We start from the raw sequence: 15,681 nt of genomic DNA on the forward strand, positions 1-15,681 counted from the left end.
TTTTATAATTTGGATTATTTGTTTTCTAAATAAAATGATAAAGTTAATTAGTATCACTTTTTTTAGATGATGCCTCTCATTTTTTATGACTTGAAAAGGTGCTTACTTTGGATTAAATAAATATTTAAACCACTACAGACATGGACAGAAAAATATTAACCCGTGCTCTTGCAAAAGTGCTTGCAGTAGCACTTATAGGAGGGCTGATCTCCTGTAATTCGAAACCAAATGCTCAGGTGAAAGAAGGAAAGTCTTCCGCACCTAAAGAGCTTCCAACCATTCAAGCTCAGTTAACGGCTCCGCCACATGTGCCTCCTCCAATTACCCGGGATCATCCGGCAAAAGTTGTAGTAGAGCTGGAAGTGACGGAAGAAGTAATGGAGATGGCTGATGGTGTTGAATACACTTTCTGGACGTACGGTGGATCCGTTCCAGGCAGCTTTATCCGGATCAGGCAGAATGACGAAGTAGAGTTTCATTTAATGAACCATCCTGACAGCAAAAACCCGCATAATATTGACTTGCACGCGGTGACTGGACCAGGTGGTGGTGCTTCTTCTTCATTTACAGCTCCTGGGCATAAAACAGTCTTTAATTTTAAAGCATTGAACCCTGGTCTTTATGTATACCACTGTGCGACTGCTCCTGTGGGTATGCACATTGCCAATGGTATGTATGGGCTTATTTTGGTAGAGCCAGAAGGTGGTCTGCCTCCTGTTGATAAAGAATACTATGTCATGCAGGGTGACTTTTATACAAAAGGTGAATTTGGCGAAGAAGGGCTTCAGCCGTTTGATATGCAAAAAGCTTTGGATGAAAGACCTTCTTACGTAGTATTCAATGGATCTGTTGGAGCACTTACCGGAGACAATGCCATTACAGCTAAGGTAGGTGAAACAGTAAGATTGTTTGTTGGTAACGGAGGTCCTAATCTGGTGTCTTCATTCCACGTAATTGGTGAAATATTTGACAAGGTTTATCCTGAAGGAGGCTTTAACATCAATACCGATGTTCAAACTACTCTAATTCCAGCGGGTGGATCGGCTATTACTGAGTTTAAAGTTGATGTTCCTGGAACATATATCCTAGTAGACCACTCTATCTTTAGAACCTTTAATAAAGGTGCCTTGGGTATGTTAAAAGTGGAAGGGCCTGAAGACTTAACTATATATTCTGGACTGGTTTCAGAAGGTATTTATCAACCAGAAGGTTCTTCTGTACAAGAAATGCCTTCTAAAGGAGAGAACAAGCCTCGTGTAGCTACCAATAAGGCTGAGAGAATGGAGCTTGGAAGAAAAGTTTATGCTTCGAACTGTCAAGCATGTCACCAATCAGAAGGACAAGGTATCAAAGGGGCTTTCCCTCCACTTGCTAAATCTGATTACTTAAATGCTGATATAGATAGGGCCATTGGTGTCATTGCACATGGTTTGGAAGGACAGATTAAGGTTAATGGTGAGATATATAACAGTACCATGCCGGCCATTAAAATCTCTGATGAGGAAATTGCCAACGTAATGACCTATATCCTTAATAACTGGGATAATAAAGGTGGCGAGGTGACCCCTGAAAGGGTGAAAAAAGCAAAAGCTGCTTATAAACACTAATTGATACATTTTAAATAACCTGACTATGCTACGGATAACTTTCATATGCATATTAATCCTTACAACTTTTCATCTTCGGTTGTTTGCACAGGTTAACCCTTCCCCTGACATGGTTTTTGTCGGGGGAGGAACCTTTGTGCCACTTTATGGAAGTGATTCCGTTCCGGTAAAAGTTGAGGATTTTTACTTAGATGCTTTTCCTGTCACCAATGCACAGTTTGAAGCTTTTGTAAAGGAAAATCCTGTTTGGAAAAAAAGCCAAGTTAAGAGGGTTTTTGCTAATGAAAGTTATCTGAAGCATTGGTCTTCAGATACACTATCTGAAAAAGAACGTGAAATGTTAGATGACCGTCCAGTGGTCAATGTTTCCTGGTTTGCCGCAAAGGCTTATTGTGAATGTCAAGGAAAGTCTCTCCCTTCTACTACCGAATGGGAATATGCCGCTTTGGCGAGTGAAACAAAGGCAAATGCAGCACGCGACAAAGAATTCTATCAGCGGATTTTAGACTGGTACAGTAAACCAAACCCTAAGGTATTGCCGCCTGTTACAGATGGTTTTAAAAACTACTATGGTGCACATGGTATGATAGGCCTTATTTGGGAGTGGACTAGTGATTTTAATTCCGCTTTGCTCCAAGGTGAGTCCAGGGCCAACGAAGATCTTGACAGACAATTGTTTTGTGGGGCAGGGTCTAGTGGTTCATCTGATGTTTCTAATTATGTAGCTTATATGAGATATGCCTTCCGTTCTAGTCTTAAAGCCAAATACTCTGTATCTAATCTTGGTTTTAGGTGTGCGTCAGGTGTACCTGTAAATTAACCCATAAACACCTGTAGGTATGAAAACTAATATAATAACATGCTTGACCATTCTGCTTGTGTTTTTTTCATGTAGCAAAAAAAACAGTTCCTCTTGTTGTTCAAAATCAGAGGGCGCCGATGCAGAAGTGAGCTTTTCTGAAGATATATCAGAACTGTCTCTTTATAACCTTGAATCGGAGTGGGTAACTCAAGATGACCAGATTTTACATTTGGAAGATTTGAAAGGCAAGGCCCAAATAATGGTGATGATTTATACCAAGTGTGCTTATGCTTGCCCTAGGCTCATTGCTGACTTAAAAAGGGTAGAAGAAGAAATTCAAGATATCTCTTCGTCAGACCTTGGTATTGTACTTGTTTCCATGGATCCTGAAAATGACACACCTGCACAAATGACTGAATATTCTAAAAGGAATAAGTTGAGTGACAGATATATGTTGATTACATCGACAGAACATAACATACTTGAGCTTTCTCACTTGCTCAATGTGAAGTTTAAGAAAGAAGGGGATGATTATGCACACTCAAATATATTGACCCTTTTGGATGCTCAGGGAGAAATTGTCTTTCAGCAGGAAGGACTTGGAGAAGATATTACTAAGCTTGTGTCTCATATAAGAAAACTATCCTTATGAAAGGGTGCATATTTATAGAAATAAAAAGCCCGGAAAACTTTACATGTTGCCGGGCTTTATTTTTATGATGTGTACTTTTATTCAAAGTAAAAGTTGAACTCTTCCAAAGCAGTGCGTAGTCTTCTAAGTTCATGTGATGCATGTTGGATGTCTTGAGCTGAAGAAAGTTCTTGAGTGCTTTTTATAAAAGGTGCTAGCCATTTATGCAGTTCTTCATGTGCTTGCCCTTCCATGCTACACTCTTTTGTAAGCTCATCTATGTTCTTATCTATATTTTGAGACAACAGTGCGTAATCTTCTTCTGACCTCCCCTCAAAGTTGCGAATGTCTTCTTTTATGAGATTTATATGCGTCATCATATGGTCAGGTATTTTCCATTTTTTGTCGCCATTTAAGTTGATGACATCATTATCTTTGGAATCGTCTTGTTGTGCAACATTGGCATTGCCCTGACGAGTGTTTTGTGGCTTTTCAAAATTATAACATGCTGTAGCCAAAAACATTGAGCCAACAATAAGAAGATTTTTACTTATCATAGTTATTTCGGGTATTTAATTTCATTCTTTGTTGCCGTAAAGCAGGACGCCGTTCAAGGTTATCCTTTAAAAGATTGATGCTGTTTGAAACTTTGTTTTCTTTTAAAGGTTCTTCGAACTTTTTAGGTTCTTTGTTACGTGCAAATAGATCGCGTGTGACAAAAAGAATAATGAAGTGAGGGACTACCTTGGAAATAAAAGCCAGTATCTTATTGAGAAATCCTGGAACAATTACTCCTTTTTTGTTGAACATGCCTTCTATGGCTGTTTGTGCAAGTTTCTCTGGAGTAGTCATAAAGTACTTCGCTTTTTGTGTACTGCCAATCCTTTCTTTTACACCTTCATTAGTAACAACCGGTCCTGGACATATGCAGCTTACATGAATGCCGTCACCTTTCACTTCTTCTTTTAAAGACCTTGAAAAGTTAAGGACAAATGATTTGGAAGCTGCATAGGCGGCTTTGTATGGCAATGGAAAAAATGATGCCAAACTTCCAACATTTAGCAAATATCCTTTGTTTTTTTTCAATTTCAAATCTTTGATGTATAAACGGCTAAGTGTTGCCAATGAGTTCATGTTCAGACTCAATAATTTGTTGAAAAAAGTCGGATCTATATCCCATAGTTCACCTTGGTATCCTACACCGGCATTGTTTACCCAAACATGTATGCTCAGGTTCAGGGCTGATACTGATTTATAAAAACTATGCACATTGGCAATGTCCGAAAGGTCTGTTTCAAATAGAATTGTTTCTATTCTATATCTTTTTTCTATCGTTTTTGCAGTTTCCTCTAAACCAGATGCAGGCAAAGCTACCAGTATAAGGTTGTACGAACGTGCTGCAAGCTCCATTGCCATAGCTTTGCCTATTCCTTGACTTGCACCTGTTATAACCGCATATTTCTGTTCTGTCATTCTTTTTCAATCTAGTTTTAAAGGTGTTTTCTCAATGTTGCATGCTTTTTGTCTGCAATTGCTCCCATAGCTTTATGTATAGCAATCATTTTGGGATTGAAGTCTCCCACCCAAGCTAGCTGCACGGATTTATATTGGGGCAGTCGTTCTCCTGCTTTATAAGCATTTAATATAAGGGCTGACTCTAGGCCTAAGCATTGGTATTGAGGTATCACGCCCATTATTATTACCCTTGCACAGGTGAATCCTTTCAGTTTTTTATAAAATAGGAACTTTAGCTTCCCTATAGTATTCAAATTGCCTTTTACATATTTGAGCACCTCGTTGGCATCTGGCATGGCCACTAGTAGTGCGGCCGGCCTTTCATCTACATAGGCAAACCATATAAATGATGGTTCTACCACTGCTTTGATTTCGTTTAGGGAGTTTTTAAGGTAAGTTTCAGACATAGGGCTGAAATTTTGGAAGTCAGCCCAAGCTTCATTGTATATATTTACAAAATCTTTAGCATATCGGTCTGTGTGTTCATATTCAAAATGGCGAAAAGTATAACGTGGATTTTGATTAACTCGTTCTGCTATTTTTTTAAATCGTTCTGGTAGCCCATTTTTCAAATCCAGGTGATTTGTTAATTGGTTGTATGCTGTTTTGAAACCGTATTTTTCGAACAAGTCTTTATAATAAGGCGGGTTATAATTCATGCCATAGGAGGGTGGGGTGTACCCTTCCGTTAGCAAACCCCAAAACTTGTCATTTTCACCAAAGTTTGCCGGGCCTTCAATGATTTTTACTTGATGGTGTTCTTGAAGCCATGCTGTTGCTTTGTTAAACAAAGTTTCGGCTGCCTCATATTTATTTATGCATTCAAAAAAACCTATTTTTCCAATCGTTTTTCCGTCCTCATGCATTTTATTAAAATCTATAAATGCCGCTATTCTTCCCGATACAACCCCCTGTTGATCTGTTAGTATCCACCTGCAAATATCGCCATGTGTAAAATATGGGTTTTTTAAAGGATCGAAAATTGCTTTTATTTCAGAGGCTAGGGGAGGTATCCAGTTGGGGTCTTTTTGATAAATAACTTTTGGTACAGATAAGAATGCACGCTCTGTCTCTGCATCACATACTTCAACTAGTTGATAAGATTTTTCTTTTACTGTTACAGAGGCTGGATCTGGATTGTATAAAATTTCTTTAGGGGCTAAAGTGCCAAAAACATAGTCCCAAAGGGTGGTGCTTATCCCAAAGGATTTATGAGGATATTTTGCGTGGTGGAGAAAGTGGCTCGATAAAATTGGTTTTAGCAAACCGTTTTCGGGCAATGTGTTGAAATGCGATAAAAAATGAATGATAATGTATAGAAAATACCCCATGGCCACCCCGCTTACCATTGCTAGACCCGCTATTTGAAAAGTCAGCAATGCGATAATAAATAATGTCAAAAAGACAATGCCTATGACAGAAAGTGGCATGGATATGTACTTTATCTCTTGGGGGTATTTATGGTGCATAATGTGATGATGTACGATGCTCCATATAGCTCCGGGTTTACTAGTGTGAAGGGTATATCGTGTGATTAGATATTCCAGTAAAGTCCAAATAAGAAGACCACTAAAGAACAGTGCGCCAATTTGTATAAGGCTGAATCCGTGTTGGATTAAAAAAACTAACGAGGAAATTGAAAAGAAAGAAAGTGGGCCAAGATAGCTTAAAATGTATGGGTGAAGTAAGGTAGGGGTGTTTTCTTTTGCTTCTTTCATATTTCTTTGCTTTCTAAGCCCAAACTTCTTTGTTAAATGAACTTCATACAATGATCTGTATCATTGAAAGGGAGGTTTTTTATGGTGACATTTATATATATTATTTATCAAATGGCTTTGAACCCTCATTGTACAGCAAATTTCGCATGATGAGAATAAAGACAAGGCTTTAGAGCTTTGTTAAATATTGCTTATATAGAAGTTTTGGTGTGTATTTCGGGTTTAATGTTTGTGGTTGTTTCCACCCTGGTAAGTGCGATAAGCTTTCTGGAAAATGATAATTCAGTTTGTTTAAATTGGTTTCGGTGAAGGAAAGACTTATCGCATGAACAGGGTTGATAATGGTTGATTGGATTTAAATGATTTCTTATGAATAACCTGCCGCATAGCTCTAATATAGAGGAATTATTTAATAGCATTTCCCATGGGATAATGGCTTTGATTGCGGTGGCAGGTTTGGTGTTGTTAGTTTATTGTGGCGTAAAGAGCAGTGAGCAGTATGCTGTTTTAAGCTCTGTAATTTATGGTGCTAGCCTCCTCTCGTTATTTGGCGCTTCAGCGGTTTATCATGCAGTTCGAAAGGCAAAACTTAAACATAAATTTCGAATTTTAGATCATGCAAATATTTACCTGTTAATCGCTGGTACTTATACACCCGTTGTGCTGCTTGTTGTTGGAGGGGTAACTGGATGGGTGATTTTTGCCATTCAATGGATAATGGCTTTGGTGGGAATTGTTCTGAAACTGTTTTTTACTGGACGCTTTGAAATAGCCTCTGTAGTTATGTATGCTATAATGGGGTGGATGATCGTGTTTAAAATAGACTATTTATATGCAGAGCTTCCCGATACAGGGTTTTGGTTGTTGGTTTCAGGAGGCCTGGTGTATACTTTTGGTATAGTGTTTTATTTATTTGATCATAAAATTCCTTTTGGTCACTTTGTGTGGCATCTCATGGTAATGACCGGTAGTGCCCTTCATTTTTTGCTCATAGCTGTTTATGTTATTTAGGAAGTACTGAAAAATGCCTTTGTTATACTGATTTCTTATTCAGTAGGCCCTATTTAGATTTGCTTTCTAAAATAATCTTCACTCTCTCATTGCTCAACAGCTTTCTTCTCCAAAGCATGTTAAACAAGTTCTTGTTGCTGTCATAAATGTGCCAAACCAAAATATCTTTATCAGAGAAATAATTGTCCATAAATGGAAATTGGCAATGATAGCCAGAAATTGCATTGACGGGATATCTCTCTAAATTTTGATTGATTTCTTCTGCATAATCTTTTATTTCTTCATCTGATCTCCTGTTTGGCAAAAAGCTAGGTATGTAGTAGGATGTGTATATACCCGCCTCTGTAAAATGAGATAAATGTTTAGGGTTTGGCGATTCTACAATTACTTGTTTGTGTATTGAAAAATCTGTCAATAGTTTTTGTAGATGCGTCAAAGCTGGTGTACAGGAAGATGAGTCTAAATTTTTGAAATCTAACCAGTAGTAGTGGTTTTTTGGGTTTTCAAGTGCATCTATAAGTGTTTCAAGCGTTAAGTTTATGGACGGTTCTGATGGATGGTGGACATCGAAACAGTCTTCTTTTACTTTAAAAAAAACATCTATCTCAAAACCATTATAAACACATTCTACCTCCTTAAGATCCTCAATGGTATTGATTTGGTGGGCCCATACTTTCGAATCAAAGTTTTCCTTCAATAGGTCATTTTTGCTGGCCTTCTTATTTGTGTTTGTGCTAATGTCTGGGTATTTCTTCGGAGGCAAAGAACTCAAGGTGTGCCTATAGTAATAACTATAGGATAATATTAAAATAACTCCCAATGTTGCTACGAAGATGAGTTTATGCTTCATTTTTAACTTTATTCTGAATTTTCCTTCATGGTAATATGTTTATAAGTAAGGATATAGGGAATTGTTTTAAATCGGTAAGGTCATATCTGGTTTCCGTTTTAAGTATTTTGGGGTTGGATTTTAAAAAGTGTCAAAAAAGTGATATGAATCAGTTTTTTCAATGATCTTCATTCTACCGAAAAATTGATATTCATGTGATCTTTGTAAAAAAAAGGATTTATATGAAAGCTCCTCTTCAAACATGTGAAAATTGTCAGCATAGAAAAGATTCTGTTTTCAAAGGGTGCGATATAGAGAAAGTTGCCGATATGGATCAACATAAATCCTGCTTTATGTATAAGAAAGGTCAAATAATTTTTCATGAGGATGGCTTCCCTTCGGGATTATACTGTATTCATAGCGGCAAAGTAAAAATCGCAAAGAGCAACAGCGAAGGCAAAGAGCAAATTTTGAGGCTTGCAAAACAAGGTGATATCATCGGTTATCGCTCATTGGTTGCAGGTACACCATACTCTGCTTCTGGCGTTGTCCTGGAAGATGCCTTGGTTTGTTTCTTTTCTAAAGAATACTTTGAAAATAATTTATTGTATACATCTCCTGTAAGTATGGAGATTTCCAAACTTATGTCTGTGGAGTTAGGTAAGGCAGAAGAACGTATGACACACATGGCTCTAAAGCCGGTTAGGGAGCGGTTGGCTGAAGCACTTCTGTTGTTGCACCGGACTTTTAGCCAAGACAATACAGAGTGTACTTCTATAAATATCCTTCGTGAAGACCTGGCCAATATTGTTGGAACCACCAAAGAAACAGCGATAAGGTTTCTTTCTGAATTTAAAAATGACAAAATAATTTCTTCCAGAGGGAGCAATATTGTCATACTAGATCTGGAAAGATTGATTCAAATAAGTAAAATGTATGACTGACTGTTAACGCATTTTATGTCTATACGACTGCTTTTTTTTAGAGCAGTCTTTTTTTTGTCTTATTATTGCTGTAAAGCAGAGAGGGAGCAAATTGCAACACAGAAAAATCAGTTGTTCTAATTCTTTGTCAATTGCTGTAATTTCTTCTTGTATGGACGTGTTTTTTGATTAATAAAAAAAGCCGGCATGAAAAATTTCCACACCGGCCGATTATACATGAACTGTAGATTACACATTGATTAACTTCTTGTAGAACTTTGCCATAGATATTGGTAAACAGTTGGGTGATGGCAAAATATCATAGCACTGGTGCCCAAACATTAAAGGCAGATAATATCTGGCTTGAGTTTCGATGGCCAATGCCGAAGTATATATTTTATCATTGTTTAGTTCTTGAAGAGATTTTTTTACATCTTCAATCCCATACTGTCCTTCATATTTATCATAGTCATTAGGCTTTCCATCACTAAAAAGGATGATCCATTTTTTAGTGCCGGAAGCTTTTTTCATAAGAGCTCCTGCATGTCTTAACGCCGGGCCAATACGAGTATAGCCTTCTGGTTCTAATGAAGCTACTTTTGTTTTTCCTACATTCCACGGTTGTTTGAAGTCCTTAACCGTTTTGTAGGTACAGTGGTTATGCGTTCTTGAGCTGAAGCTGTCTATTTGGAACTCGATACCTAGCCGCTCAAAAGACTCTCCCAAAACAATGGCAGACTCTTTGGCTATATCCAAAATCCTTCTATCGCCAGTATAGGAATCGCTGGAAAGACTTGTGTCCAATAAAAGCAACACAGATACATCCTTGTTCTTTTTGCTCTTTGAAATATATAAGTTTTCAGAAGGAGAACGCCTGCCGGTCAGTTCGGAGTAATTGTCTGCTACTGCATCAAAATCTACATCTTCTCCATCTTTCCGGTTTTTTACCGCCTCATACTCGTTGTTTATTTTGTTAAGCAACCTTACCATTTGCTCAATGAGGTTGCGACTTTTCATTAATGTGCCGTTGTAATAGTCCGGAGATGACTCAGAGTGGTAGTTGTAATACACCTGACAATAATCTTTTCTATAGCTCCTTTTTGAGAAATTCCATTCATCATAACTATAGACAATGTCTTCTGGGTGGATCGTTACCGTTTCGTTCATCACCCCATGCGAAGAAAACTCTGCCTGATAAACCGAATGCGCAGGATCGTCTACCCTAACCGTAAACTTTAGGTTTAGCTCGTTCAGGGCTTCCTGGTCTTCTTGCAAAGAATCATCACCGTCCATTTGTCGCCATACACCATCAAACTCGTCGGCAGTTTCAACTTTCTCAAAGTTATGGGTGAGGCAGTAGTCGTCCATTTTTTCTCTGTCTACCTCTATTGTTTTGACGTCATCTGAAGGTTTTGCTTTAATTTCAGTGAGCGGTTTTTTTGATTCCTCGTCCTGCGGTTCAGGTTTTTTTAGTTCATCTGGGATATAATTTTTTTCTACAACAGTAGGTGGTTCTGCATACATCCATCGTCCATAAAGGAATGAATAGTCAACAGGCTCTTCTTTGCTTTGAGCGTATACGTCTTCAGCTTTTTGTATAACTTTATGTATTGGGACAAGGTTTGGAAAATCGTCAAACAAAGCCTCCAGTACCATTGGAGAAGATTCTAGCGCTTTTTTTCTTGATTCTTCAGGAGTATATTCCCCAGGTTTTTGCCAGTTTAATCCGATCTCCCTTTGTTTGGCAAGGTAAAAAGTCCTGAAAATATAGAAATCCGTGTTTTGCTCAATGGTTTCGCATCTGTTGTAGCTCACGGGCAGAAGCATGATGTCATTTTTCCAGCCGCCTTCTCTTTCGGCAGAATAAATGTTTACAGGAACTCCTGTCAAGGCACGTGCCAGTAAGGTAAGCCTAGGTTTTAGAGGCTCAAGCAATACAGTACGTGCCTCTTCAGCAGGATCCTTTTTATATCTGATGCTTTTGTAAACATCATATATTTTTTTGAATATTACCTGATCAAATTCCATTAGAACGAAAGGGATATGATGTCTCTTAAAGCAGTTCCGGTAGTGTCGTCATCCGTTAAAGGTTGTACGATAGATACATCTGCCGACAACCGTGGCGGAAGGCCTGAATTCATTAGTTTGGCAGCATCTACAAGGAGTCTGGTTGATACTGTTTCCATTAAACCGAGCTCAGTCAAGTTTCTGATTTTAGCACCTACTTTTACCAGTTTTTTAGCTGTTTCTTCAGAAACTTGTGTTTCTCTTTGGATAATTTCAGCCTCCGTAATAGGGTCTGGATAGTTAAAATGCATGGCTATAAACCGCTGGCGTGTGCTAGGTTTTAGTTCTTTCATGCCTTTTTGGTAGCCCGGGTTGTATGATGCTACTAGCATGAATTTTTCCGATGCTTGTATCTCTTCTCCAAGTTTGTCAATAAACAAGCTCCTTCTGTGGTCCGTGAGGGAGTGGATGGCAACAATTACATCAGGTCTGGCTTCTGCAATTTCATCGAGGTAAATAATGGCACCATTTTTTACTGCTTTGGTTAACGGGCCGTCAATCCATACGGTTTCCGCACCTTTTATAATATATCTGCCTATAAGGTCAGTGGCTGATGTTTCTTCGTGACAAGCAATGGTGAACAGTTCTTGTTCCAGCTCCCAGGCCATATGTTCAATGAATCTGGATTTGCCAGAGCCTGTTGGGCCTTTTATAAGTACCGGTAGTTTATTCGTAAAGGCATGTCTAAATACTTCCGATTCTTTGCCTGTCTGCTTATAATATGGTCTCTGTGTGATTTTCATTTCGGTTGTTTCTTTAGGTGTGTGGTGTTTTGTGAAAGGTAAGTAACAGGGCATTACCTGGTAATGCCCTGTACAGACTTAAACTGTAGCAACTTCAACGTCAGAGTTGAAGGACTTTTTTGGGGTGTCAGACTCTATAGGGTCTGGACCTTCCAATGCTTCTTCGTTAGGCTTTCCATATTTGAAGAAGTTAATGATATATAAAGTGATACCTGTTGTAAATATGGCTGCACATATAAGCATTACTACAAAGTGAATTTCCACTTCTTTCTGAACTACAAGGAAATCCATACCCATTATTCTTTCAAGGTAAACTTGAGCCACACCAGCTACTGCAAGTGCGGCAGTCATGCCAAACATGCCGATATTAGATAGCCAAAAAGCAAAAATTCCTATTTTGTTGTAGTAAATCTTTCTTCCTGTCATTAGAGGCATAGCATAAGCAATAATGGCAAGAACCAGCATTGCATAAGCTCCCCAGAAGGCAAGGTGTCCGTGCATGGCAGTTACTAGCGTACCGTGCGTGTACATGTTTACCTGAGGCAGGGTATGTGCTGCACCAAGAAGACCAGCGCCGATGAAAGAGGTAATAGCACAACCTAGTGTCCAGAATAGTGCTAGCTTGTTTGGATGGTTTCTGCCACTTTTGCTGTACATAACCACTGCGAAGACGGCCATGCCCAGAAAAGCAAATATCTCAAGAAAACCGAATATACCCCCAATCCATAACCAGTAACTCGGAGTACCTATATAATAGTAGTGGTGACCTGTACCTAAAATGCCAGAAAGGAAAGTAAGGCCTACAATTACATAAAGCCATTTTTCAATAACTTCTCTGTCCACCCCGGTAATTTTGATAAGAAGGTAAGCAAGGATACCACCCATAATAAGCTCCCATACACCTTCCACCCAAAGGTGAACAACATACCATCTGAAGAAAGAGTCTACTGTTTGGTTGTCGAACCAGATCATGCCCGGCAGGTAAAGAAGGGCTGCAAATAAAAGACCCATAGTAAGTACGATACTTGTGGTGGTAAACCTGTTTCCTTTCCAGACGGTCATCAATATATTGAACAGGAATGCCAACACATTGACCACTACCAGATAGTCAAGCGGACGAGGTATTTCTAAGAATTTACGACCTTCCCACCAGTTGAAGTGGAAACCCCCAATAGCAATGACACCAACCACAAGAAGTGATATAAGTTGTACATAAGCCAGCTTTACCGACCATATTTCTCTTTGAGATTCTTCAGGGATAATGTAATGGGCGGCCCCCATAAAGCCAGTCAGTAACCATACGACTAGTAAGTTGGTGTGTGTTGCCCTCGCTGCATTGAACGGTACCCAATCGTGGAGGACATCGTAACCAATACGGGCAAATCCCATGATAAAGCCATAAATGATTTGCAGTGCTAATAATGCCATACAGGATACAAAGAACCAGTAGGCGACTTTTTGCGATTTGTATTTCATAACGTCTGAAGTTTAAGTCTGTGGTTTAGTTAGAGCTTACCTGATTGTACTTCGGTTTAGGAGGGAAGCCTTGCAGATCCATTTCGCCAATCCATTTGAAGAATTCTGTAAGGTCTTCGATTTCTTCATCAGTAAAGTCGTATTGAATCATTTTTCTCTGACCAGGGTACATGGCTTGAGGGTCTTTCATAAAGACTTTGATCCAGACCGGCCCGCGCCTGTCATAAACTTTGGTCAATTCCGGAGCATAGTAAGCGCCTTCCCCAAGAATGGTATGGCAACCCATACAATTGTTCTCATCAAAGATGTGCTTGCCTCTGATTACGGCTTCGTTCATGTTTTCTTCCTTGGTCAGCTTTGGAACCTCCGACATGATGGAGTCATAGGACAGAGCAAGGAATATTGCCGAAAACAGGATTGTTCCCGACAAGAAGAAAATTCGTGCTTGGTTTTTCGATAACATGGGTTTTCTTGTTTGTTTTCTGATATAAAAGTCGGGAAAGAAAGTCTATAAACTAATGATCTAAATCATTTTACAATGATGATATTTGTCATAATAAAAAGAAAAAAATACCTTTTTATCTTTTTTATTTCTGATTTATAGTGTTATATGTACAGGGTGACTTGTATTGATAATCAGATTATTGGTGTGTTTTTCTTTAAAAAAATAATGAAAAAAAAGGAGGGTGGTAGGATGTTTATATTTTTTAGGGAAAAGGAGGTTTGGTGAAGGTGAAAAAAATACCTTAAAAAATGATGTAAATCTTATGTAGGTGATTTTTTTTAAATATTGTACTTATGGAAGAATTTATTATGAGGGTGATGTTGCCAAGATTCGGAAGATGATACCATAGCTCGTTTGGGTGTTTTTTTATCTTAAGTACCTTGGTGTTTCTTCTCTTTACTTTTTTTAGAAAGGGTCATTTTATCACTTCGTGTGAGGTTTTTTATAAATTCTACCTTTCTAAAACGCAATGCGCTCCAGTCTTCATTAATGACAACTTGCCTAACAGCTTCCAAGTCATATTCCCCCATTGATTGCCAGCCTGAGTCTCGGTTAAACTCACATTTATATTTTTTTGAAGATGCTTTAGGGTAGCATACCCAAAAGATAGTATCACCTTTTAGTTGTGGAGCTACTTCCTTAATGATGTTATTAGGCTCGTTTTGTTTTGTGGCAAACCCTATGGCGAATTCAATGTTTTTGGCTGCCTTTCGGTGGACTTCAGCTTTTTCGGAAATGGATTTTATGTTTTCTTCAAAGGACTCAGGGGCATTTATTATAAATACTTTGCTTTGCTCTTTGTAATTGAGTTTTTTAAAAATTGGATTCATATTTAAATTTTGTTATTTAGTTATAAGCTAACGTTGCTTGTAATACAGGTGTTTGGTGTTTTCTTCCTGGACAGGTATACGGCTTCTTATATTACTATACTTACCTTTCGCTCCATTCCAAATACTTTCTAAGCTTTCTGTAGACATGTTTCCCATGGTTTTGTAATTTTCACTAGCGGCCACGACATTAAAGTCCGGTTGTAAGGTGGTTTCAAAATAGAGTCCAAATTTTCTCAGAAAAGAAGTCTGGTGTTTTGGTTTGGTTTCTAGGGGTTTAGGGGTAGTGTTTTGAATACTTCTCAAGCGTACCCTTAAGACAATACCTAGTGATTTAGCTGTTTCTTTCGCTTTTGCGATATAATGGACCGCTTTATCCTTATTGTTTTTAATTAGATGCTCTTCTTTTACTTTGGGTGAGTTGTATAAGCGACCTCCACCTACAGACAGTGAGGATATGCCATGTCGTTTACAGAAATATAGTAAGTTGGGAACGTCATGGATATTATATGAGAATACAGTTGTGTTTGCATTGAGGATTGGAGTATGCTGCTTTTTTCGCTCTTTGAGTTGGTTGAGGAACATGATGTTACTGCTTACAGTTTGTAAGTTTCCGCCAACTCTTATTTTTTTGTACAAGTTTGGGTCTGCCGCATCCAAAGAAAAGCTAACCCACAGGCAGCCTTTGAGTAACTCATGAGAAATTTCTTGGCTTAACAAGTATCCATTGGTACAAATACAATAGGGGATTTTGAGCTCTTGAAGGAGTTTTATTGTCTTTAAAAACTGCTTATAATGTATGGGTTCTCCTCCAAACAGTTGTACCAAACATAAATCCTTTCTGTATTTCCTTAATGTTTCTTCTAGTTTTTTATAGTCCATTTCACCAGGTCTTTTGTACTCATTGTCATCCAGCGAGCTTTTTCGGCACATAATACAAGCGTAATTGCACTTATAGGTAAGGATTAGGATAAGCACAGGTGGTATTTTTGCTGAAGTTTTTCGACGTGTCAGAAAAGAAAAAAGG

At 38.4% G+C, this 15,681-nt stretch carries 15 protein-coding genes; 5 read left to right on the plus strand and 10 right to left on the minus strand.

Annotated features, from left to right (window positions below):
• Positions 1–140: 140 nt before the first annotated feature.
• The 3 genes from nirK to RCC89_10750 are packed head-to-tail and all read left to right on the plus strand — an operon-like array spanning position 141 to position 3,061.
• Positions 141–1,607: a copper-containing nitrite reductase gene (gene nirK, locus RCC89_10740; GenBank protein WMJ73635.1), complete on the plus strand. Its 1,467-nt coding sequence runs from the start codon at positions 141–143 to the stop codon at positions 1,605–1,607.
• A 25-nt stretch (positions 1,608–1,632) separates the two neighbouring features.
• Entirely contained in the window at positions 1,633–2,427 is a 795-nt protein-coding gene (locus RCC89_10745; GenBank protein WMJ73636.1) for a formylglycine-generating enzyme family protein, read from the plus strand.
• Between the two features lie 19 nt (positions 2,428–2,446).
• Positions 2,447–3,061, plus strand: coding sequence for an SCO family protein (locus RCC89_10750; GenBank protein WMJ73637.1), 615 nt, complete (start codon positions 2,447–2,449; stop codon positions 3,059–3,061).
• A gap of 77 nt (positions 3,062–3,138) precedes the next feature.
• On the opposite strand, the gene RCC89_10755 is transcribed toward RCC89_10750, so the two are convergent.
• From RCC89_10755 to RCC89_10765, 3 genes are read right to left on the minus strand one after another with little or no spacing between them, the layout of a single operon-like run.
• The gene (locus tag RCC89_10755) at positions 3,139–3,597 is read right to left on the minus strand and encodes a hypothetical protein (GenBank protein ID WMJ73638.1); all 459 of its coding nucleotides are present in this window, start codon (positions 3,595–3,597) and stop codon (positions 3,139–3,141) included.
• Entirely contained in the window at positions 3,587–4,513 is a 927-nt protein-coding gene (locus RCC89_10760; protein WMJ73639.1) for an SDR family NAD(P)-dependent oxidoreductase, read from the minus strand. The genes RCC89_10755 and RCC89_10760 overlap by 11 nt, the downstream gene beginning before the upstream one ends.
• A gap of 17 nt (positions 4,514–4,530) precedes the next feature.
• Positions 4,531–6,273 (minus strand): sterol desaturase family protein, encoded by a 1,743-nt coding sequence (locus tag RCC89_10765; GenBank protein ID WMJ73640.1) that lies wholly within the window; start codon positions 6,271–6,273, stop codon positions 4,531–4,533.
• Positions 6,274–6,642: 369 nt separating this feature from the next.
• Between RCC89_10765 and RCC89_10770 the strand changes: the two genes are divergently transcribed.
• Positions 6,643–7,284, plus strand: coding sequence for a hemolysin III family protein (locus tag RCC89_10770; GenBank protein WMJ73641.1), 642 nt, complete (start codon positions 6,643–6,645; stop codon positions 7,282–7,284).
• Positions 7,285–7,333: 49 nt separating this feature from the next.
• On the opposite strand, the gene RCC89_10775 is transcribed toward RCC89_10770, so the two are convergent.
• The gene (locus tag RCC89_10775; protein WMJ73642.1) at positions 7,334–8,134 is read right to left on the minus strand and encodes a hypothetical protein; all 801 of its coding nucleotides are present in this window, start codon (positions 8,132–8,134) and stop codon (positions 7,334–7,336) included.
• 221 nt (positions 8,135–8,355) lie between these two features.
• Here RCC89_10775 and RCC89_10780 point away from each other — a divergent pair, with 221 nt between their 5' ends.
• A complete protein-coding gene (locus RCC89_10780) occupies positions 8,356–9,057 on the plus strand; it encodes a Crp/Fnr family transcriptional regulator (GenBank protein WMJ73643.1) in 702 nt (233 codons plus the stop codon).
• Between the two features lie 228 nt (positions 9,058–9,285).
• Here the strand turns inward: RCC89_10780 and RCC89_10785 are convergent, their stop codons facing one another.
• The 6 genes from RCC89_10785 to RCC89_10810 all read right to left on the minus strand — a co-directional run bounded on the left by RCC89_10785 (position 9,286) and on the right by RCC89_10810 (position 15,632).
• A complete protein-coding gene (locus RCC89_10785; GenBank protein ID WMJ73644.1) occupies positions 9,286–11,064 on the minus strand; it encodes a VWA domain-containing protein in 1,779 nt (592 codons plus the stop codon).
• A complete protein-coding gene (locus RCC89_10790; protein ID WMJ73645.1) occupies positions 11,064–11,846 on the minus strand; it encodes a CbbQ/NirQ/NorQ/GpvN family protein in 783 nt (260 codons plus the stop codon). The genes RCC89_10785 and RCC89_10790 overlap by 1 nt, the downstream gene beginning before the upstream one ends.
• Before the next feature lie 78 nt (positions 11,847–11,924).
• Entirely contained in the window at positions 11,925–13,322 is a 1,398-nt protein-coding gene (locus tag RCC89_10795; GenBank protein ID WMJ73646.1) for a cbb3-type cytochrome c oxidase subunit I, read from the minus strand.
• 25 nt (positions 13,323–13,347) lie between these two features.
• Complete coding sequence (locus RCC89_10800; protein WMJ73647.1) at positions 13,348–13,785, minus strand: cytochrome c; 438 nt, start codon at positions 13,783–13,785, stop codon at positions 13,348–13,350.
• 413 nt (positions 13,786–14,198) lie between these two features.
• Positions 14,199–14,657, minus strand: a complete 459-nt coding sequence (locus RCC89_10805; GenBank protein ID WMJ73648.1) for a hypothetical protein — start codon at positions 14,655–14,657, stop codon at positions 14,199–14,201.
• Positions 14,658–14,684: 27 nt separating this feature from the next.
• On the minus strand, positions 14,685–15,632 hold the full coding sequence (locus RCC89_10810; protein ID WMJ73649.1) for a radical SAM protein: 948 nt from the start codon (positions 15,630–15,632) through the stop codon (positions 14,685–14,687).
• Positions 15,633–15,681: the final 49 nt, after the last annotated feature.

The organism is Cytophagaceae bacterium ABcell3 (assembly GCA_030913385.1).
Classification (GTDB): Bacteria; Bacteroidota; Bacteroidia; order Cytophagales; family Cytophagaceae; genus ABcell3.